General features: G+C 42.4%; 23 protein-coding genes. 6 read left to right on the top strand and 17 right to left on the bottom strand.

Annotated features, from left to right (window positions below):
* Positions 1 to 9 precede the first annotated feature (9 nt).
* Together mutH and L5B76_RS00110 are read left to right on the top strand one after the other, a co-directional pair.
* Entirely contained in the window at positions 10 to 678 is a 669-nt protein-coding gene (gene mutH, locus L5B76_RS00115) for a DNA mismatch repair endonuclease MutH (protein ID WP_265753776.1), read from the top strand.
* A 70-nt stretch (positions 679 to 748) separates the two neighbouring features.
* Entirely contained in the window at positions 749 to 1,474 is a 726-nt protein-coding gene (locus L5B76_RS00110) for a TerC family protein (protein ID WP_265753775.1), read from the top strand.
* 58 nt (positions 1,475 to 1,532) lie between these two features.
* Here L5B76_RS00110 and L5B76_RS00105 read toward each other — a convergent pair whose 3' ends face one another.
* A complete protein-coding gene (locus L5B76_RS00105; RefSeq protein ID WP_265753774.1) occupies positions 1,533 to 2,672 on the bottom strand; it encodes an NADH-dependent flavin oxidoreductase in 1,140 nt (379 codons plus the stop codon).
* A gap of 63 nt (positions 2,673 to 2,735) precedes the next feature.
* Complete coding sequence (gene ubiD, locus L5B76_RS00100; RefSeq protein WP_265753773.1) at positions 2,736 to 4,205, bottom strand: 4-hydroxy-3-polyprenylbenzoate decarboxylase; 1,470 nt, start codon at positions 4,203 to 4,205, stop codon at positions 2,736 to 2,738.
* 129 nt (positions 4,206 to 4,334) lie between these two features.
* Here ubiD and smpB point away from each other — a divergent pair, with 129 nt between their 5' ends.
* Positions 4,335 to 4,817 (top strand): SsrA-binding protein SmpB, encoded by a 483-nt coding sequence (gene smpB / locus L5B76_RS00095; RefSeq protein ID WP_103853116.1) that lies wholly within the window; start codon positions 4,335 to 4,337, stop codon positions 4,815 to 4,817.
* A 33-nt stretch (positions 4,818 to 4,850) separates the two neighbouring features.
* Here the strand turns inward: smpB and grxD are convergent, their stop codons facing one another.
* From grxD to ompA, 5 genes are all read right to left on the bottom strand, one after another.
* Positions 4,851 to 5,180: a Grx4 family monothiol glutaredoxin gene (gene grxD, locus L5B76_RS00090; protein ID WP_115249502.1), complete on the bottom strand. Its 330-nt coding sequence runs from the start codon at positions 5,178 to 5,180 to the stop codon at positions 4,851 to 4,853.
* An 83-nt stretch (positions 5,181 to 5,263) separates the two neighbouring features.
* Positions 5,264 to 6,037, bottom strand: a complete 774-nt coding sequence (locus L5B76_RS00085) for a TPM domain-containing protein (protein ID WP_265753772.1) — start codon at positions 6,035 to 6,037, stop codon at positions 5,264 to 5,266.
* Positions 6,030 to 6,479, bottom strand: a complete 450-nt coding sequence (locus tag L5B76_RS00080; protein ID WP_265753771.1) for a TPM domain-containing protein — start codon at positions 6,477 to 6,479, stop codon at positions 6,030 to 6,032. Before L5B76_RS00080 ends, L5B76_RS00085 begins: the two co-directional genes overlap by 8 nt.
* 14 nt (positions 6,480 to 6,493) lie before the next feature.
* Entirely contained in the window at positions 6,494 to 7,075 is a 582-nt protein-coding gene (locus tag L5B76_RS00075) for a LemA family protein (protein ID WP_115249499.1), read from the bottom strand.
* Positions 7,076 to 7,171: 96 nt separating this feature from the next.
* A complete protein-coding gene (gene ompA, locus L5B76_RS00070; protein WP_265753770.1) occupies positions 7,172 to 8,218 on the bottom strand; it encodes a porin OmpA in 1,047 nt (348 codons plus the stop codon).
* A gap of 508 nt (positions 8,219 to 8,726) precedes the next feature.
* Here ompA and ydiJ point away from each other — a divergent pair.
* Genes ydiJ through hemH form a run of 3 tightly spaced genes read left to right on the top strand, consistent with a single transcriptional unit; the run spans position 8,727 to position 13,219 of the window.
* Positions 8,727 to 11,822, top strand: a complete 3,096-nt coding sequence (gene ydiJ, locus L5B76_RS00065; protein WP_265753769.1) for a D-2-hydroxyglutarate dehydrogenase YdiJ — start codon at positions 8,727 to 8,729, stop codon at positions 11,820 to 11,822.
* Between the two features lie 9 nt (positions 11,823 to 11,831).
* Complete coding sequence (locus tag L5B76_RS00060) at positions 11,832 to 12,251, top strand: hotdog fold thioesterase (RefSeq protein WP_265753768.1); 420 nt, start codon at positions 11,832 to 11,834, stop codon at positions 12,249 to 12,251.
* The gene (hemH, locus tag L5B76_RS00055; protein WP_265753767.1) at positions 12,248 to 13,219 is read left to right on the top strand and encodes a ferrochelatase; all 972 of its coding nucleotides are present in this window, start codon (positions 12,248 to 12,250) and stop codon (positions 13,217 to 13,219) included. Before L5B76_RS00060 ends, hemH begins: the two co-directional genes overlap by 4 nt.
* A gap of 48 nt (positions 13,220 to 13,267) precedes the next feature.
* Here the strand turns inward: hemH and ccmI are convergent, their stop codons facing one another.
* The 10 genes from ccmI to L5B76_RS00005 form a co-directional block, all read right to left on the bottom strand.
* Complete coding sequence (ccmI, locus tag L5B76_RS00050; protein ID WP_265753766.1) at positions 13,268 to 14,158, bottom strand: c-type cytochrome biogenesis protein CcmI; 891 nt, start codon at positions 14,156 to 14,158, stop codon at positions 13,268 to 13,270.
* A gap of 3 nt (positions 14,159 to 14,161) precedes the next feature.
* Positions 14,162 to 14,644 (bottom strand): cytochrome c-type biogenesis protein, encoded by a 483-nt coding sequence (locus L5B76_RS00045; protein ID WP_165779980.1) that lies wholly within the window; start codon positions 14,642 to 14,644, stop codon positions 14,162 to 14,164.
* A complete protein-coding gene (locus tag L5B76_RS00040; RefSeq protein WP_194750693.1) occupies positions 14,644 to 15,189 on the bottom strand; it encodes a DsbE family thiol:disulfide interchange protein in 546 nt (181 codons plus the stop codon). The genes L5B76_RS00045 and L5B76_RS00040 overlap by 1 nt, the downstream gene beginning before the upstream one ends.
* A gap of 10 nt (positions 15,190 to 15,199) precedes the next feature.
* The gene (locus L5B76_RS00035) at positions 15,200 to 17,158 is read right to left on the bottom strand and encodes a heme lyase CcmF/NrfE family subunit (RefSeq protein ID WP_115249492.1); all 1,959 of its coding nucleotides are present in this window, start codon (positions 17,156 to 17,158) and stop codon (positions 15,200 to 15,202) included.
* Positions 17,158 to 17,673, bottom strand: a complete 516-nt coding sequence (ccmE, locus tag L5B76_RS00030; RefSeq protein WP_265753765.1) for a cytochrome c maturation protein CcmE — start codon at positions 17,671 to 17,673, stop codon at positions 17,158 to 17,160. Before ccmE ends, L5B76_RS00035 begins: the two co-directional genes overlap by 1 nt.
* Positions 17,670 to 17,873: a heme exporter protein CcmD gene (gene ccmD / locus L5B76_RS00025; protein WP_103855529.1), complete on the bottom strand. Its 204-nt coding sequence runs from the start codon at positions 17,871 to 17,873 to the stop codon at positions 17,670 to 17,672. The genes ccmE and ccmD overlap by 4 nt, the downstream gene beginning before the upstream one ends.
* Positions 17,874 to 17,956: 83 nt before the next feature.
* A complete protein-coding gene (locus L5B76_RS00020; protein ID WP_115249490.1) occupies positions 17,957 to 18,700 on the bottom strand; it encodes a heme ABC transporter permease in 744 nt (247 codons plus the stop codon).
* 40 nt (positions 18,701 to 18,740) lie between these two features.
* Entirely contained in the window at positions 18,741 to 19,406 is a 666-nt protein-coding gene (gene ccmB, locus L5B76_RS00015; RefSeq protein WP_265753764.1) for a heme exporter protein CcmB, read from the bottom strand.
* A 43-nt stretch (positions 19,407 to 19,449) separates the two neighbouring features.
* The gene (gene ccmA, locus L5B76_RS00010) at positions 19,450 to 20,100 is read right to left on the bottom strand and encodes a cytochrome c biogenesis heme-transporting ATPase CcmA (RefSeq protein WP_265753763.1); all 651 of its coding nucleotides are present in this window, start codon (positions 20,098 to 20,100) and stop codon (positions 19,450 to 19,452) included.
* 261 nt (positions 20,101 to 20,361) lie between these two features.
* The coding region (locus L5B76_RS00005) for a TonB-dependent receptor domain-containing protein (RefSeq protein WP_265753762.1) at positions 20,362 to 21,426 on the bottom strand (1,065 nt) is incomplete at its 5' end.

The raw sequence follows: 21,426 nt of genomic DNA, 5'->3' as shown, positions 1-21,426 counted from the left end.
CCGCACTTTATGAATAGCCCAAACTCCGAACAAGCCCTACTCTCCCTTGCGCAATCGCTGGCAGGACTCACCTTTGGTGAAGTCGCCAAGGAGCTGAATATGACTGTGCCGCCCAATTTGAAACGGGATAAAGGCTGGGTGGGAATGCTGCTAGAAACCGCCTTGGGCGCAACTGCTGGCAGCAAAGCGGAACAAGATTTTGCCCACCTTGGCATTGAACTCAAAACTATTCCCATTAATCGACAAGGCAAGCCCCTTGAAACCACCTTCGTCAGCCTTGCGCCGCTGATTCAAAATAGCGGAATCACTTGGCAGTCTTCTCACGTTCGCCATAAATTATCCAAAGTGCTGTGGATTCCCATTGAAGGCGAACGCACCATTCCCCTTGCCGAACGTCATATTGGACAGCCTATTTTATGGCAGCCCTCACCTGAGCAAGAGCAACGTTTGCAGCAAGATTGGGAAGAATTAATGGAATATATCGTATTTGGTCGGCTTGATGAAATCACCGCGCGCCTTGGTGAGGTGCTGCAACTTCGCCCTAAAGGCGCAAATAGCAAAGCGCTAACCAAAGGCATTGGGCGAAATGGAGAGATGATTGACACCTTACCGCTCGGCTTTTATTTACGCAAAAATTTCACTCACGAAATCCTGCAACAATTTCAGCAAAATGGCTGATTTTCCTTTGCATTAAAGCAAGAAATCTATATCATTGTTCGCTTTAGATTTAATCTATAAGGAACTTATTATGTTTGACTGGATCGCCAGCCCCGAAGCTTGGGTGGCTTTATTTACCCTAACCGCATTAGAAATTGTTTTAGGTATTGATAACATTATTTTTATCAGTATTTTGGTAGGACGCTTGCCAGCCCAACAACGCCAATCAGGACGTTTAATCGGCTTAGGCTTGGCAATGGCAACGCGTATTTTATTATTACTTTCCCTTTCTTGGTTAATGAAACTCACTGAGCCGTTATTTGAAATTTTCTCGCAACAAATTTCAGGGCGTGATCTTATTTTAATCGTGGGTGGGTTATTTTTGGTGGCGAAAAGTACCCACGAAATTCACCACGCAATGACACCAGAAGAAGAGGGCGAAGACCAAAGTGCGGCAAAAAAAGTGAATTTTTTCAGCGTACTCATTCAAATTGCCATTTTAGATATTGTATTCTCGCTGGATTCCGTGATCACCGCTGTGGGAATGGCAAGCGAAATTGGCGTGATGATTTTGGCAATTGTTATTGCCGTTGGCGTAATGATGCTGGCTGCCAAACCGATTGGCGATTTTGTGGAATCGCACCCAACACTGAAAGTGCTTGCCCTTTCATTCTTGATTTTAGTGGGTGTGGCGTTAATTGGTGAGGGCTTAGATTTCCACATTCCAAAAGGCTACATTTACTTCGCGATGGGCTTCTCCGTGGTGGTAGAAATGATCAACATCAAAATGCGTAAGCGTTTGATTAAACGGCCTTAAACTTAATGCGCAATAAAAAATAGCAAGGAAATTTCCTTGCTATTTTTTTTATCCATATCTATAGATCTACAGGTTGCCAGTCCTGCCCTTTTACTGGTGGAAGCCAAGGACTGCCTTTAACGCATAAGCTCCACAGCACATCTGGAATGTCGTAATGATCCGCTTTTTCTGGATCAAGTGCGGTGATAATTTCTTGCGTTTTTCCTTCTTTAATCAAGGTAGCTAACGTTGGATTAATCATTACGGATTTCCCCACGGCAACGAATTCCACCCAGCCTGTATCCAAGGCGGCTAATAATTGTTCTGCGGTAAATAAATTCCCCACACCAATTAATGGCAAGCGGCCATTTAACTGTTGATGAATTAAGGCTAAACGCGCCATTTGAGTATCGCCTCCACGGCGTACTTTCTTGTAGAAATCCCATAAAGAAACGTGTAAATACTGCAAGGTTTTTTGTGCTAATGCTTCAACAAGCGCTAACGTCTCCGTCATTGTAATGCCGTTTTCCCCTGGTTCTTCTGGCGATAAACGGTAACCAATGATAAATTCAGGCTGCTGATATTTTTCGCGCACTGCGTTCACTGCATCAACCACGGCTAATGGAAAACGTAAGCGATGAGTCAAATCACCGCCCCATTTATCCGTTCTCTGGTTGCTTTGTGCAGAAAAGAATTGCTGCAACAAATAGCCGTTTGCACCGTGAATTTCTACCCCATCAAAACCCGCTCTAATCGCAAGATCGGTAGCCTGTGCAAAATCCGCAATAATTCGTTCGATTTCTGCTTCAGTTAAGGCTCTTGCGCCTGTTTCGGCATCATCAGAAGGCGCAACTTTATCTTTGCCATTTAACAATTCATTTAATGCTAACTTACCACCGTGATGAAGTTGTAAAATAGCCTTTGTGCCTTGTTTTTTAAGCAAATCGGCAGTTTGTGAAAGGCTCTCAAGCTGAGATTCTTTAATGGCTTCAGGCTGACCGTGAAATGCCTTACCACTTTCAGACACTAATGTTGCTGCCGTGATAAACATTCCCATATCCTGCGCACGATGTTGCAAGAATTGACGCTCTTGATCGCTCAATGTGCCATCAGGGTTTGAGGCAAAATGCGTCATTGGCGCAACCACTAAACGATTTTTGATTTCAACTTGATTATTTAAACGATAAGGTTCAAATAATGGTGAGAATTGTTTGTTCATAATGCTTTCCTAAGTATACGTAAAAAAATATACGGTAAAAATCACCGCACTTTCTAGCTAGATTTAGCTAAAAATCTGTAAACTTTCCCAAATTTCGTCCACGCGTTTGACTACTTCAGGATCTTTTTTAATGGGAATGCCCCACTCGCGGTTAGTTTCACCCGGCCATTTATTGGTGGCGTCAATGCCCATTTTAGAACCTAGCCCAGCAATCGGCGAGGCAAAATCCAAATAATCAATGGGTGTGTTTTCCACAATGGTGCAATCGCGCGCAGGATCGCTACGCGTGGTGATCGCCCAGATCACGTCTTTCCAATCTCTCGCGTTAATATCATCATCACACACGATGACAAACTTGGTGTACATAAATTGGCGTAAGAAAGACCAAACGCCCATCATTACACGCTTGGCGTGGCCGGCATATTGTTTTTTCATCGTTACCACCGCAAGACGGTAAGAACAACCTTCAGGCGGCAAATAAAAATCCACAATTTCAGGGAATTGTTTTTGTAAAATCGGGATAAACACTTCATTTAACGCTTCGCCCAAAATCGCTGGCTCATCAGGTGGCCGCCCGGTATAAGTGGAATGATAAATCGGGTTTTGTCGCATTGTAATGTGGGTAACAGTAAACACTGGGAAATACTCTTGTTCATTGTAATAACCCGTGTGATCGCCATAAGGCCCTTCTAATGCTGTTTCATTGGGATCAATATAGCCTTCCAACACGATTTCTGCACTAGCTGGCACATCAAGATCGTTACTCACCGATTTCACCACTTCCGTTTTGTTGCCACGCAGCAATCCTGCAAAAGCATATTCAGAAAGGCTATCAGGTACAGGCGTTACGGCTGCTAAAATCGTTGCGGGATCAGCGCCTAATGCCACAGAAACAGGAAAAGGTTTATCAGGGTTTTGCTCTTTCCATTCTTGAAAATCTAATGCGCCCCCACGGTGCGAGAGCCAACGCATAATCAATTTATTTTTGCCGATCAACTGTTGGCGGTAAATCCCTAAATTTTGTCGTTTTTTATTCGGCCCTTTGGTAATGGTGAGCCCCCAAGTGATAAGCGGTGCAATGTCATCTTTCCAACATTGCATAATCGGCAAGCGGTATAAGTCCACCTCATCGCCACTGAGTACAATATCCTGACAAGGTGCTTTGCTTAACACTTTCGCTGGCATATTTAGCACTTGTTTATATTGTGGCAAGGTTGACCATAAATCCTTAAACCCTTTTGGCGGTTCTGGCTCTTTTAAAAAGGCGAGCAGTTTCCCCACTTCACGCAAGGCGGACACATCATTCTGCCCCATTCCAAGCGCCACGCGCTTTGCCGTGCCAAATAAATTGCACAGCACGGGCATTGCAAATCCTTTCGGATTTTCAAATAATAGCGCTGGCCCACCGGCACGCAAAGTGCGGTCGGAAATTTCGGTCATTTCCAAATAAGGATCGATTTCTTGCGAAATGCGTTTTAATTCGCCTTGTTCTTCTAACAGCTGCAAAAAATCGCGTAAATTCTTATATTTCATCAATGCTTACTCAATGCAAAAATTAATGCTTCATTGTTATAAAGATCGCTTTGCAACGCAAGTGCTTTTGCGATTTTTCCCTAGATTGGGTAGAATGTGCGGTAATTTTATCAGAATAAATTAATTAAAATGACAAAGAAAAAACCAAAACAAACATCAAATACCATTGCCTTAAATAAACGCGCTAGACACGAATATTTTATTGAAGATGAAATTGAAGCAGGGCTTTCCTTGCAAGGCTGGGAAGTAAAATCAATGCGCGCAGGCAAAGCGAATATTAGCGACAGTTATATTATTTTCAAAAATGGCGAAGCTTATTTATTCGGTGCGACCATTCAACCATTAAGCGTGGCTTCAACGCATATTGTGTGCGATCCAACGCGTACGCGTAAGTTATTGTTAAAACAACGAGAATTAGCTTCACTCTTCGGCAAAGCAAACCGTGATGGCTTTACCATTGTTGCCCTTTCTCTTTATTGGAAAGGCCCTTGGGCAAAAATTAAAATTGGTGTTGCGAAAGGGAAAAAACAACACGATAAACGTGATGACATTAAAGATCGCGAATGGAAAGTTGCCAAAGATCGTATTATGAAAAATGCGATGCGAAATTAATAAAAAACCTGACAAATTGTCAGGTTTTTTATTTTATTGTTGTGGATGACGTGCTGCCACTTCACTTAATAAGGTTTGTAATTCGCCTTGTTGATACATTTCTAAAATAATATCACAACCACCAATTAACTCACCCTCTACCCATAATTGTGGGAACGTTGGCCAGTTTGCATAAGCTGGTAGCTCTGCACGAATATCTGGATTTTGCAAAATATCTACATAACCAAAAGGCACTTTGCAATTCATTAGGGCTTCTACCGCTCTTGCAGAGAATCCGCAAGAAGGGAATTTCGGTGAGCCTTTCATATAAATAAGAATAGGGTTTTCAGCAATTTGTTTTTTAATACGTTCTAAGGTTTCCATAATTATCCTCGTTTTGAATTAAGTGGGCTGATTGTAGCATAAGGGGCTTGAGATACCAATAACCCGAGTAAAATAATCGGGTATTACCAACTTCCGCCAGCACCGCCGCCACCGAAGCCACCACCGCCAAAGCCTCCGCCAGAACCACCACCGAAGCCGCCTCCGCCGAAACCACCGCCAAATCCACCACCTCTGCGGCGAATAGTTGAAGTTCTACGCAAGATCTCACCATTATGGTTGGTTGTTGGGCTAATATAAGGCGTGCGACGCCAGTTTAGCTCACCAAAAAGCACCACTAGCACAAATAATGCAATCATTAGGATAGGAATGTAGTCCGTCCATTCTGGCTCATCTTTTGCAGGATCATATTCTCCTTTGCTTGCCGCAATGATGTAATCCAATCCGCGATCAATGCCAAGTGAATAATGTCCTTGTTTGAAAGCAGGTGTAATCACATTGCGAATAATTTGCGCAAGGAAAGCATCTGGCAATGCACCTTCAAGCCCCTGCCCTGTGGCAATAAAAATTTTGCGATCATTTACGGCAATCAGCATCAATACGCCATTATTAAGCTGTTTACGCCCAATTCCCCATTTGTCGCCCAATTCAAAGCTATATTGCGCAATATCATAATTTCCCGTAGTTGGAATTAATACCACCGCAATCTGCGAACTGGTTTCTTTAGAATAGGCAATCAGTTTATTTTCAAGTAATTGTCTTTCTGAAGGGGTTAAAGTCCCTGTGTAATCATTGACATAATGAAACGGATTTGGAGATGCAGGAAAATCAACAGAATAACTATTTATCGAGAAAAAAATACTGAAAAAAATCACCGCACTTTTTAGCAATTTAATCATTAATAATCACCTCATTATCCAATTCATTAATATCATCTGGTTGAATTGGGAAATGTTTTGCCAGTAATTTCGCCATATTTTCAATAATTTTCACTACGCCTTGCGTATAGATGCCTTGTCTAAAATAGTCTGTCATTTCTACACATTGCTGCTGCCAGAAATCAGCTGCAACATATTGATCAATCCCTTTATCACCAATGATCGCACACTGCTGATCTTTATAAGCAATATAGATCAAGATGCCATTCCGCGCTTGGGTTTGATGCATTTCCAATTGCTCAAAAACAGATAAAGCCCGTGTAACACTGGCATTTTGGCTATCAGATTTAGGCATATGACGTTCAATATATACCCGTAATTCTGCTGAACTTTGTTGCTCGAGGCGAACAATTGCCGCCTCGATTGCTTTTTTATCAAAAGGAAGTCTGGAAAATAATCCCATTTTTCACCGCTCTTTTAGTTAAAATTCACCACTGGCGCATTTTCTGAACCGGCTGATGATTTAAAATAAGGCTTTTCTTTAAAGCCAAAAATCATTGCCGCAAACTTCGTTGGGAACTGGCGAATTTTTTGGTTATATTCACGCGCCGCTTCATTAAATTTATCACGCGCTACATTAATGCGATTTTCCGTGCCTTCTAATTGTGCTTGTAAATTCATAAAGCCTTCGTGCGCTTTAAGATCTGGATATTTTTCTACAGTAACTAACAGGCGAGATAAGGCCGAACCCACAGAATTTTGTTGTTGTTGGAATTGTGCTAATTGTTCTTCTGTCATATTGCTTGGATCAATTTTTGTTTGGCTCGCTTTTGCACGGGCTTCCATAACACCTGTTAAGGTTTCTTTCTCAAAATTAGCCTGACCTTTTACCGTATTCACAATATTTGGAATGAGATCTGCACGGCGCTGGTATTGCGATTCTACGTTTGCCCATACAGAATCAATTTTTTCTTCCGCTTGCACCAAACCATTATAACTTGTGATTAGCATAAAACCGGCAATCACTGCGATGATAATTGCGATAATCCACTTTTTCATTTTTCACCTATCAAATAAAAGTTATGAAGTATAAATAACAAAAGACCTAAACTTGCGTTTAGGTCTTTTTCTTAAAGGTTTAAATCACGAATAAAATTATTCTTGACCTTTAACTGCGATTTCTACACGACGATCGTCAGCTAAACAAGCGATTAACGCTTTACGACCTTTAACAGAATCACATTTAACGCCAGTTACTGGGTTTGCTTCACCGTAACCAGTTGCAGAAATAGCGTTTTGAGAAACACCTTTAGATACTAAGTAGTTAGCAACTGTTTCTGCACGACGTTGTGATAATTTTAAGTTAGATGCTTCTGAACCGATACGGTCAGTGTAACCAGCTACTGCAACGTTTGCAGATTTTAATTGTGCGATTTCACCGTAGATACCATCTAATGTGTTTTGCGCTTCTGGACGTAAGTTAGATTTCCCGAATGCGAAAGTTACATCAGAGCTTAAAGAGAAAGTTTTAGAAACTTCTTTAGGCGCTACGAATGGAACACCTTGACCGAAACGGTAAGATAAACCAGCTGTTACAGAACCAATGTTTGGAGTGTAGTCTACACGGTGACCGTTTTGTTCTAAACGACCAACACCTTGTACCCATTGATATTCAACACGTAATGCTAACTCTGGTAATGATGGAAGATTATATTCCACACCAGCTGCAAATACTGGAGATACTTTTAAGCTGTGCGCATCTGCACCTAAAAGAGTTTGACCATTAGCGTATGATACACCTTTTTTGTTTTTGTAGTCAGAGCGGATTAATGCTGCACCAACACGACCATAAACATCTAGGCCTTCTAATACTGGGTAGCTAGCTTTTAAGCTTAAGTGCGCACCGTGGTTAGTGTGTTTAGCAACTGTAACACCTTTGTTACGTAATTTTGCACGACCGAAATCATCATAACCAACTTCAACAGCTAAGTTATCAACGATTTGGTAACCACCGAATACACCGTAAGTTACAGAATTACGTAAAACACCGAATGTTGCATTGTTTTCTAAACGACCGTAACCATCGTGGAAAGATGCCCAACCAGCTTTAGCACCTGCATAGAAAGTGCCTGCTTGTGGAGCTGCTTGTACAGATGCTGCTGCTAAACCAGCGATAGCTAATGCGATTGCAGTTTTTTTCATTTGGATGATCCTCTATTATTTAGTCATCATTAAATTAAAAATAAACGTTGATTTAGTTATTAAAACTAAAAAAACCTAAAACACCGTCTAAGTGTGTTTTCTGATCTTAAACGCTTTTTATAAAAAAACAAAAACTTTTTTATAAAATTAATGTCAGTTAAATAGCCTAAAAAGGAAATAACCTTTGTTCTATAACTTAAAGAAAGGCTAGAACCCATTCAGATTTCTTATTTAACCTAAACTTTAAGTGGTTATATTATCGACCTGATAAAAAAGAAAATCAAACGATTTTTAGCCCATTAGCTTATAATTTAAACAATTAAACCGTTTTAGCCCTATTTTTCCGTAGTAAAAACCACATTTAGATGAACATTTTTTAAACAGGTTTTTCATTGTTTTACTCCCTATCTCACTCAATTTACGGCAAATTGTCCCTGTGTGTTTTTGGTAGAATATGCTAAAATTTCCTTCATTTGATCGATTATGGGCCAAAAATTAAGAGTTGATTATGCTACCTTCATTAACTGATATTCCACAATTATCCCCTTTAGTTTCAGATTATCTCAATGAATTAAAACGCCAACATTTTACGGGCGATATTGCTTCAAGCTATGCGGATCGCTTAAGTCTTGCAACGGATAACAGTGTTTATCAGCAACTGCCACAAGCCATTTTATTCCCTAAGAATACGGCAGATGTGGTGCGCCTCACTAAACTCGCTCAAAAAGAAAAATACCTTTCGCTCACCTTTACCCCACGCGGCGGCGGTACAGGCACCAATGGACAAGCCTTAAATAATAATATTATTGTGGATCTTTCGCGTTATATGACGAAAATTCTTGAACTCAATGTACAAGAGCGTTCGGTGAAAGTGCAAGCAGGCGTGGTAAAAGATCAACTGAATCAATTTTTGAAACCTTATGGGTTGTTTTTCTCGCCTGAATTATCCACCAGCAACCGTGCGACCCTAGGGGGAATGATCAACACCGATGCCTCAGGACAAGGCTCATTGCGTTATGGCAAAACCTCCGATCACGTTTTAGGTTTGCGTGCTGTCTTAATCGATGGTGAAGTGATTGATACCCACGCGCTGAAAACCGCAGATTTCGAGCAATCATTACAGCAACAACCGCTTTCTCAGCGCAGCCGTCATTTACATCAAGAAATTTTCCAGCGTTGCCAACAAAAACGCCCTGAAATCTTGCGTGATTTGCCACAGCTTAATCGCTTTTTAACTGGTTACGATCTCAAAAATGTATTTAATAATGATGAATCAGAATTTAACCTTTCACGCATTTTAACAGGTTCAGAGGGCTCGCTTGCGTTTATTTGTGAAGCGACCTTAGATCTCACGCCAATCCCACAATATCGCACATTAATTAATATAAAGTACCGCTCTTTTGATGCCGCGTTGCGTAACGCACCTTTTATGCTCAAAGCCAATGCCCTTTCAGTAGAAACGGTGGATAGCAAAGTGCTAAACCTTGCCAAACAAGACATCATTTGGCACTCCGTGAGCGATCTGCTTACTGAAGATCAAGAAAACCCAATTCTTGGCTTAAATATTGTGGAATATGCTGGCAACAGCAAAACCCTGATTGAAAAACAAGTGGCACAACTTTGCGCCCAACTTGATGAAAAAATTGCACAAAATCAAGATGATATTATCGGCTATCAAGTTTGCAGTGATTTGCCTTCCATTGAGCGTATTTATGCGATGCGTAAAAAAGCCGTGGGCTTACTGGGGAATGCGAAAGGTGCGGCTAAACCCATTCCTTTTGTGGAAGATACCTGCGTTCCGCCTGAACATCTTGCCGATTACATCAGTGAATTTCGTGCGCTGCTTGATGCCCATCACTTAGAATACGGAATGTTCGGCCACGTTGATGCTGGCGTGCTACATGTTCGCCCCGCCCTTGATTTATGCGACAAAGAACAAGTGAAACTGTTTAAAGAAATTTCCGATCAAGTGGCAGATCTCACACACAAATACGGCGGACTAATTTGGGGCGAACACGGCAAAGGTATGCGCTCGCAATATGGCGAAACCTTTTTCACGCCTGAATTATGGCAAGAACTGCGTTACATCAAAACCCTGTTCGATCCGCAAAATCGCCTAAATCCGGGCAAAATTTGCACCGCACTTGACAGCGAACAAGCGCTTTACTCTATCCTATCGCCAATGCGCGCAGATCAAGATCGCCAAATTCCAATTCAAATGAAAGCAGAATTTTCTGGCGCAATGAACTGCAACGGCAATGGTTTATGTTTTAATTTTGATGTAAACAGCACAATGTGTCCGTCAATGAAAGTGAGCAAAAATCGCTTGTTTTCACCGAAAGGACGTGCTGCGATGGTGCGTGAATGGCTGCGTTTACTGGCTAATCAAAACATTTCTGCCGTTCAATTAGATTTTCGCCAAAGCCAAATGAAACTCAGCGATTTTGTGGCTAAAATTCGCCATAGCCTACAAAAAGCGCGTGGCGAATATGATTTTTCTCACGAAGTGAAAGCGGCGATGGATACCTGTCTTTCGTGCAAAGCCTGCGCAAGCCAATGTCCGATAAAAATTGATGTGCCGAGTTTCCGTGCCAAGTTCTTGCATTTTTATCATCAGCGTTATGCTCGCCCAATCAAAGATTATGTGGTGTCAAATGTGGAACTGGTTGCGCCTTATATGGCAAAAGCACCGAAATTTTTTAACTTTTTCACCGCGGCCAAAATCACCCAACCGCTGGCACAAAAAGCCTTAGGAATGGTGGATTTGCCTTTATTAAGCCAACCGAATTTGCAACAGCAATTAGTCGCCCTTAACTATCAGGGTTTGAGTTTAGAACAGCTAGAAAACTTAAGCGAAACCGAAAAGCAAAATATGCTGCTTATCGTACAAGATCCTTTCACGTCTTATTATGATGCTAAAGTGGTGGCGGATTTTGTGGCGCTAACACAAAAACTCGGCTATCGACCAATTTTGCTGCCATTCAAACCCAATGGCAAAGCACAGCATATTAAAGGCTTCCTCACTCGCTTTGCTAAAACGGCGAAAAATCAAGCAGAATTTTTAAATCGAATGGCGAAGTTAGGCATTCCTTTAGTGGGTGTAGATCCTGCTATTGTGCTGTCTTACCGCGATGAATATCGTGAAATTTTAGGCGCAGAACGTGGTGATTTCCAAGTGCTTACTGCCCATCAATGGCTAAAAAATCAACTTCATTCTGAACAATTCGTACAGGGAATAAAAAATTCACAAAAAAACCACCGCACTTTACCAGAAGAACAACAATGGCATTTATTCCCTCATTGTACTGAATCCACAGGGCTGCCAAATAGTCCTAAAGAATGGCAAGAAATCTTTGCTGCCTTTGGACAACCATTACAAGTGGAAACCGTGGGCTGCTGCGGAATGGCTGGCACATTCGGCCACGAAACGCAACATCTTGAAATGTCGAAAGCCATTTATGCTAGCTCGTGGGAGAAAAAACTGGCAGGCAAAAATCCTGATTATTGCCTTGCCACAGGCTATTCTTGCCGCAGCCAAGTGAAACGCTTGGAAAAATGGCAACCAAAACACCCAGTGCAAGCCCTCTTAACCTTACTTAACTAGAATAAAACAATGAAAATTTGGAAAAAACACTTTACTTTAGAACAACTTAATCAATTTAACGCCCATTGTGCCGTAGCCCATTTAGGCATTCAATTTACCGCCCAAGGAGAAGATTGGCTAGAAGCCACAATGCCTGTTGATCATCGTACCACTCAACCAATGGGCTTTTTACACGGCGGAATTTCTGCGGCGTTGGCGGAAACCGTTGCGTCAATGGCGGGTTTTTGTTGCGTGGAAGAAAAGCAAGCCGTGGTTGGATTAGAGATTAACGCCAGCCACCTTCGCCCCGTGCGTGAAGGCGTAGTAACCGCCAGAGCCACCCCTATTCGCTTAGGTAAAACCACTCAATTTTGGCAAATTGACATTAAAGATCAAGCGGATAAACTATGCTGCTTTGCAAAACTCACATTAAGCGTGGTGAATCAATGAACAGACAAAAAATCGGCGTCATTCTTGCTAATTTAGGCACGCCAGACGCACCAGAACCCAAAGCCCTTTCACGCTATTTATGGCAATTTCTCACTGATCCACGCGTGGTAGATCTCCCTCGCTGGCAATGGTGGCCGCTATTAAAATGCGTGATTTTGCCCCGCCGTTCCAGACGTGTGGCAGAAACCTACCGCAGTGTTTGGACAGAACAAGGCTCGCCATTATTGGTTATTTCTAAACAGCAACAACAGAAATTACAGCACTATTTCGATCAGCAAGGCATTAATGCTCTTGTGGAAATTGGAATGACTTATGGCAATCCTTCAATGCAAAGTGCGGTGGAAAATTTACTCAAAAATCAAGTGGATAAAATCATTGTGCTACCGCTTTATCCGCAATATAGCAGCACTACAACGGCGGCGGTATTGGATTGTTTTGCCCAAGCATTAAAATCCATTCGTGGGCTAGTGCCGTTTGAGTTTATCCATTCTTATCATCTTGATGAGCAATATATCGATGCGTTAGTGCAATCCATTAAAGCCAAAATGAAGCCCGATGAATTCTTACTTTTTTCTTATCACGGTATCCCATTACGTTATGAGCAAGAAGGAGATTATTATCGCGAACATTGTAAGCAAACCACGCTGGCGGTGGTGGATCGCCTCGGTTTAACAGAAAACCAATGGCAACTTTGCTTCCAATCCCTTTTCGGCAAAGAAGAATGGCTAAAACCTTATACTGACAATTTCCTGCATAATGCCACAAAGCAGCAAGGTATTGAAAAAGTTGCGGTCATCTGCCCAGGATTTTCTGCTGACTGTTTAGAAACGTTGGAAGAAATTGAAGTAGAAAACCGCGACATTTTCCTGCATAACGGCGGAAAATCTTTCCAATATATCCCCGCCCTTAACGCAGAACCCGCCCATATCGAAATGATGGCCAAACTCGTACTTGCGAGGATTGGCTAAGCAAAGGGGATAAAAAAGGGGCTAAATTAGATTTGCCCCTTCTTCTTTCTACTCCGCCTTTTCTTTTTCTTCTTGTGCATCGCGGGCGGCGCGGATACTTTTTTCAAGTAGGGCGACTCTTGGATCGTTTTCGGGGATTAGGCGTAACATCATCGCCCAAGTTACTGCGGCCATTTTGTATTCTTCGCTTTCAAAATATTGGAACGCAAGTAAACCAAGAGCTTGTAGGTTGCTGTGATCTTTGCGTAGAACGCCTTTGAGCAAATCCATTCCTTTGTTTTTATCCGTTTGATCATCGGAAAACATTAAAATGCGCGCATAAGAAAGCTGATATTCGATATTTTCAGGATCTAATTTTACCGCGCGGGCGTAGCTGTCATAGGCTAAGCGTGCCTTATCCAGATTCATTGCAATTTGTCCGAGCGTCCACCAGTCCGCCGCGTTGTTGGGTTCTTTTTGCAATTTTAAGCGCAGTGCGGTGGCGAATTGTTGCAATTCTTGATCGCTCATTGGATTACTTTCTTCTTCCTTTAAACGCTCATAAAAGTGCGGTAGTTTTTGGTAGGTTTTTTCGAGCATAGCTTCTTGCTGCCAAGCGCCTGCTTGCATATAGCCTAGCCCTGCTAAAATTGCTAAGGTTAAAAAGCCCGATACAAACCAGATTTTGCCATAGCGTTTGCCATCTTGCTGAAGTTGTTCATTTTCAGGAATATCTTGCAATAAGGTTTGCTGTAATTCCGTACGTAACTGCGAGGCGTTTTCAATTAAACCTTGCTTTTCATCTTCTTCAATTTCTTGCAAACGATTGAAATAAAAGGCTTTATTTAGTTTGTTACGCTTGTTGCTGTCAAGCGCTTGTTTGCCTGAAAATAATAAGGGATAAAAACAAATTAGCGCCACAATAAGGGTGATCGCAAAACTGATAAGCCAAAAATTCATTATTTATTCCTTATCCTTTAATAATTGTTGTAAACGTTGCTGTTCCGCTTGGGTTAAATTTTCATCATTAATTTGCACCGCACTTTGTTTTGCCTGTGGTTGTTTTTTCGGTTTACGGCGTAACACTAAAATGCCGCCGAACAGCACAAGGCAAACTGGCACAGCCCAAAGTAACACCGTAGCCGGTGTGAGCGGTGGGTTGTAGGTAACAAAATTGCCGTAACGTTGTACCATATAATCCACCACTTGCTGTTTGCTTTGCCCTTGGCTGAGCAATTCATACACTTTCTCGCGCATATCCACGGCAATGGTAGCGTTGGAATCGGCAATATTATTGTTCTGACATTGCGGACAACGTAGCTCTTGGGTTAGGCTTTGGTAATCCTGTTCCTGCTGCGCTGAAGCAAAATTTCGCACTTCAATGGCTGCCTTTGCCGTGATGGCACAAAATAAAAGTGCGGTGAAAAAATAAGGAATTTTTCGCATTATTTTTGTTCCATTAATTTTTGATAAATCGGCTGCAAGGTGCTTTGCCATACTTTTTCGTTCACGTCCCCTGCATAGCGATAATGAATGATACCTTTGCCATCAATAATGAAAGTTTCTGGCGCACCATATACGCCCAAATCGAGCCCAAAAGATCCTTTTTCATCTTTAATCACAAGCTGATAAGGATTGCCCAAATCTTTCAGCCATTTAATGGCTTTGTCTGTTTTGTCTTTGTAATCCACACCGATTATGGTTACCCCTTGTGAATGGAGCTGATTCAAATATTGATGCTCTGCATAGCAAGTGGGACACCAAGTCGCCCACACATTCAATAAGATCGGTTTACCTTGTTGGAAAATACCTTGATCGTGCGTTTTATTCTCAAACAGATCTTGCAAAGTTGCCGCTGGCACGGGCTTACCCACTAAAGCACTTTCCAAGGCTTTAGGATCATCACCGTTGGAATTACGTTGTAATTGCACAAAAAAGGCGATGGTTAGCGCTAAAAATAAAATCAAAGGAATAGCATATTTTTTATTCATCACGACCTTCTTATTCTGTTTGAGCTTTAGTTAATAACTGTTTGAAACGGTAGCGTCTGTCAAGCATACAGAGCAAACCGCCTAACGCCATAAATACGCCGCCGAACCAAATCCAACGGATAAACGGTTTGTAGTATAAACGCAATGCCCACGCGCCATTGCCAAGGCTTTCGCCTAAGGCGACATAGAGATCGCGACTAAAGCCCCAGTCAATCGCCGCTTCTGTCATTGACATTTTACTCACGGTATAAAAACGTTTTTCAGCATACAACGTGGTTTCATATTTGCCGTTTTTGCTGATTTCAATTTCCGCTTTGCCACCGAGATAATTCGGGCCATTGGCATCACTAATACCTTGGAATTTGAAATCATAACCCGCAATATCAATGCTGTCGCCTACGTTCATTCGTACATCACGTTCAATGCTGTAGTTTTGGCTAAAGGCAATGCCCCAAACGGTCATCGCTACGCCAAGATGCGCCAACACCATTCCCCAATGGGAACGAGAAAGCTTGCTTAGTCCCACAAAGAAATTGTGGCGGTGCGTAGCACGCTGTTGTAATTCATATAATGCCAATACAGTGATAATCACCGACATCATCACGCCAAGCACGGAGGTTGCGGTGATGCGATCTTGTAACCAATAAGGCAACACAAAACCAGCAATTAGCATCAAAATTAGGCTGATAATCACTGGCGTTCTAATGGCAGAAAATTGATCTCTACGCCATTTCACCAAAGGCCCAATGCCAAGTAATAAGGCAAAAGGGATCATAATGTATAGGAACATTTGATCGAAGAACGGTGCGCCAATAGAAATGCTGCCCAAGCCAAGTTGTTTATGCACCAAAGGCAATAATGTGCCTAAAAAGACCACTGCAAGTGCGGTCATTAATAAAATATTATTGAGCAATAACATGGTTTCACGGGAATAACGCTCGGCGTTATCTCTTGAGCGAATACGGTTGCCTTTGTAGGCATACAGGGTAAGCGAACCGCCAATCACCACGATCAAATAAGCCAAAATATAAAGCCCACGAGTTGGATCGGACGCAAAAGCGTGAACAGAAACTAAAATGCCTGAGCGCACAAGGAATGTGCCGAGCAAACACAGCGAAAAGGCCAAAATAGCCAGTAACACCGTCCACGCTTTGAATGAACCACGTTTTTCCGTTACCGCAAGAGAATGTAATAACGCCGTTCCTGCCAACCAAGGCATTAGTGACGCGTTTTCTACTGGGTCCCAGAACCACCAGCCGCCCCAGCCGAGTTCGTAATACGCCCACCAAGAGCCGAGAACAATCCCTAAGGTCAAGAAAACCCAAGCTGCCATTGTCCAAGGTCTTGACCATCTTGCCCAAGCGGTGTCTAGTTTGCCTGTCATTAATGACGCAATGGAAAAGGCAAACGCCACGGAAAAGCCCACATAGCCCATATAAAGTAACGGCGGGTGGAAAATCAAGCCGACATCTTGCAGCAGCGGATTTAACTCTCGCCCCTCCACAGGGAAATCAGGGAACGTGCGATCAAAAGGATTGGAGGTGAATAAAACAAAAATTAAGAAACCAATGGTAATCACACCCATTACACCTAGCACGCGCGCGACTGCTTCTTGCGGTAATGGCTTGCTGAAAAAGGCAACTGCCGCACTCCATAAGGTGAGCAACCAAATCCATAATAATAGCGATCCTTCGTGCGAACCCCACACGGCGGATAAGCGGTAAGCCAACGGCAAGTTGGTATTGGAATTATTCACCACATATTGCACGGAAAAATCGTTGGTGGCGAATAAATAAAATAAACTGGCAAAGGCTAAGGTTAGGCTGAAAAATAGCCCATACGTCATTGGGCGCGCCAATGCCATTAGCTGCGCGTTATTTTTTTCTGCGCCATATAAAGGGAAAAACGCCAATAGCAGGGAAACGCCCAAACTCAAGGCTAACGCATAGTTTCCTAATTCTGCGATCATTATTTACCTTCTTGTTTTTCTTGACGATCACGCTCGCTTTCGCCCGTTAAATCTGAAATACCCATTGGTTTATGCACTTTTTTCATTTGCTCACCTAATTCTGGCGGTACATAATTTTCATCGTGTTTCGCTAACACTTCACTTGCTTCCAACAGCGTTGGTGTTTTTAGCACGCCTTGTGCCACAATGCCCTGCCCTTCACGGAATAAATCAGGCAAAAGACCTTCATATTCCACGGTGATCGAAGGCCCAATATCGTTAAGATCAAACACTACTTTCAGGCTTTTGTCATCACGTTTCACCGTGCCTGCCACCACCATTCCGCCAACACGGATACGTTGCCCTACTTTTGGTTTGGATTCCGCATCGTCATTTTTACCGTAGATCACTTCCGTTGGGGTGTAAAATAAATCAATATTTTGACGCAACGCATACAGCACCAATGATGACGCCACCGCCACGCCAATTAACACAAATAACACAATGGTTAAACGTGATTTACGTCTTGGATTCATAGGCTTTCTCCTGTTCTGCGGTTTTGTTCATATTGCGCGCGTTGTTGTTCGCGTTTAATTTCATTTATAAGTTTTTTCTTGCTCATTACGCCTTGCAAGATCAAACCTGCAATGGCTAAGAAAGAAACGCCATAAGAAAGCCAAACGTAAAAACCGTAGCCCCCCATATTCAGAAAATCACTCACAGATTCAAAAAACATCATCTTATCCTTATAAAATTAAAAATTCTTGAAAAAACTACCGCACTTTATTTTTACGAAAACGAAAGTGCGGTGCAAATTGGTTAAATTTTTTGCTGACTGACTAACGCTTTCACCCAAGGGCGTTTTTTCTCATCATTTAATAACGCTAAACGGTAACGCACTAAGGTTAAACAAATGGTTAAGGCCATAAAGCCGAAAATCGATAAAATTAATGGAATTAACATTGGCGTGGCGATGGACGGCTTCTCAAATTTCGTGATGCTCGCCCCTTGGTGCAATGTGTTCCACCATTCCACTGAAAAGTGAATAATCGGAATATTGATCACACCGACAATGGATAAAATCGCTGCCGCTTTCATTCCCGTTGTGCGATCTTGGAAAGCGGAATACAGCGCAATCACACCTAAATATAAGAAAAATAAGATTAATGATGCGGTGAGCCGCGCGTCCCACACCCACCAAGTTCCCCACATTGGCTTGCCCCAGATCGCGCCTGTTGCCAAGGCGATAAAGGTGAACACCGTGCCGATCGGCGCCATTGCGATGATAGAAAGATGCGCTTGGCGAATTTGCCATACCAAACCAATTACGCCCGCAATCGCCATTGAAACATAAATGCTCATTGACCAAATCGCCGCTGGAACGTGAATATACATAATGCGAAAGCTGTTGCCTTGCTGATAATCTGCTGGCGCATACGCCAAGCCCCAAACTAAGGCGGTGCCAATTAATAAGGTTGAAAGCACCACAAACCAAGGAATAAATTTTCCGCATAAATGGTATTGGGTTTCTGATTTGGCATAAGGGTGAAGCCATTTCCACATAATCAATCTTTCCTTTAATCAAAAAATAAAAACTTGTGCCTTATTCAAGGCTAATTCGTAATGCCCCCGCAATGGCAAAAGGCGATAAGGTCAGGGCCGCACATAACATTGCGCCCAAAATAGCAAGTTGCCCGTTATAAGGCAAGGCAAGCGCGGCTGCTTCAAGGACGGACGCAGAAAAAATCAGCACTGGAATAAATAAGGGTAACACTAATAAACTCAGCAACACGCCGCCTTTGCGCAGCCCAACAGTGAGCGCCACGCCGATCGCACCAAGACAGCTTAAAATTGGCGTGCCGAGTAATAAAGTTAGCACCAACGCCCACCAAATATGGCTATCCAAAGAAAGCAATAACGCCGCAATGGGGGAAAGCAAAATGAGCGGCAAGCCGGTTAATAACCAATGCGCTACCACTTTCGCCAAGGCGGTTAAGGCTAAATGTTGAGAGCTGAGCATTAATTGCTCCAGCGATCCGTCAATAAAATCATCGCGAAACAAACGCTCAAAAGAAAGCAAGGCAGAAAGCAACGCTGCCACCCAAGCCACACCAGGGGCGATTTCTGCCAGCAATTTTGGCTCAGGCCCGATAACCAGCGGAAACAGGGTGATGATAATCAAAAAGAACCACAACGGATTAAGAATTTCCGTTTGTTTTCGCATTGCAATGCGTAATTCCCGTTTGATGATTTGCACAAATATCTGCATAAAAAATTCTCTAATTTTGCACCGCACTTTATCTATGATGAAGCTATTCGCGGTGTGGATAACATTTATATTTTTCTAAATCTAACACTTGTAATTGTTCGCTTGGAATTTCTTGGTGGCTGGTTAAAATCACCATTCCGCCTCTTTCTACTTGCTGTTCAAATAAACGCGTTAAAATGCGTACGCCATTTTTGTCAATGGCGGTAAAAGGCTCATCTAAAATCCATAATGGCGCTTGGGAAAGCCACAGACGCGCAAGGGCAATGCGTCTTTGCTGCCCTGCGGAAAGTTGCCCTGCAACAATGTCCTCACGCCCAATTAATCCCACTTTCTCTAACGCCTGCCACAATGCCTCATCGCCTTGCTGACATAGGCTAATGGCTTGATAAAACTGCAAATTTTCCCACGCGGTTAGCTCAGGTTTAATGCCCGCCTGATGTCCCAAATACAATAGATGATAATAATATTCTTCGCGGCATTGTTTGATCGCCTGTCCATTCCAACACACTTGCCCTGCCAAAGGCGGTGCAAGGCCAACTAAAATGCGTAACAAGCTGGTTTTGCCAATGCCGTTATGTCCTTCAATCTGCACAAAATCACCGCTTTGCCAAGTGAGCGATAAATCCGTAAACAGGGCTTTATCGCCACGCTGACAGGCAATTTGTTCGAGCTGTAATTGATTGATTATTGACATAAAATTCACCTATAAGGAAAAGTGCAGTGATTTTATCACAAGGGCGAAACGCCGCGTAGTTATTCAAGCAAAGAAAAACTAACTCTTTCGTAGTATTTATAGGTGGTTATTGATTTAACGCAAAAATCCTTTTTGCTTATTTGAGGGGGTTGAACAAATTTAAGAGAAGTGATAAGAAGAAAATCCTAGCCATAAGCTAGGATTTTTAGCACGCTATCAGAGATGTAAGAGCCAGCCTAAACCAGCTCTTGGCAATGATAATTAAAATGTGTAATTTACGCCGATACTTAGATTTCGCCCTACACCTGCAAGGGTTTCACCGCGTTGTGTATGCGGATAGTAAAATTTATTGAAGGCATTATTTAATGAAATATTCACATTCATATCATCATTATTAAATGGCTTCCAGTTCACATAAAAATCATGAACACTATATCCTGCACGTTCTACAACAGTGGTACCGTTATTTTCTCTGACTAACACAGAACCTTTGCCACGTTCAGCGGAGCGATTACGATAGCCAATTTCTAAATTTGGTGTTTCAAATCGATAGGCAAGCCCTGCCGTCCAAGTTCTTCCTGTTTGTACAGCAAATTCTGGGTTGCTGCTAAGTAGGTTATCTGGGTGAGTATCATAAATTCTTGGTTTGCTATGAGAAACGCCCATACTTGCGGTTAAGCCTTGGATAGTATAAGCCACGCTGAGTTCATAGCCGTGATTGCGAATATAACCCGCGTTTACCGTCTCTCTCGTACCCATAATTGGCATACCATTTGCATCATGTCTTTGTTGCGGATTAGCAATAGCATTACTAATTTTTTGCCAGAAATAGCTTCCTGTTATTAACCAATTACCATCTTTATAATTAAACCCAAGCTCAGTATTGCGCGCGCGCTCAGCGACAGTACCATCAGCAATAGAAATAATACCTCTCTTACCATGTGTCATTAACGCATCATAAAGACGTGGGCTGCGCGAAGCGTAGTTGTGGTTAGCGCTAAAGCTTAAATTATCATTCACCAACCAAATTAACCCTAAACTAGGATTGAATTTATCCGCAGAAACGGTTTTTCCATCCATTGCTTTCAACTTGAAGTAATCATAGCGAAGCCCTGTGGTTAAAATAAAATCACCCATTGAATGAATCGCCTCTAAATAAACGCCGAAATCATCTTTTTTAGGTTCACTTAAACCACTTTGGAAAAATTTATGTGGGGTAATTTTCTGATTTCTATAATTCACCCCATATTTTAATAGCACATTTTCACCAACTGGCGAGTCAAAATTGATATTCGCACCACGGGTTTCGATGAGCGTGGTTGTTTC

Origin of the sequence: Avibacterium sp. 21-594 (assembly GCF_026226815.1) — a bacterium.
Lineage (GTDB): Bacteria > Pseudomonadota > Gammaproteobacteria > Enterobacterales > Pasteurellaceae > Avibacterium > Avibacterium avium.
Note: the sequence above shows the minus strand (reverse complement) of the source record. Positions and strands in the feature narration are given on the sequence as shown.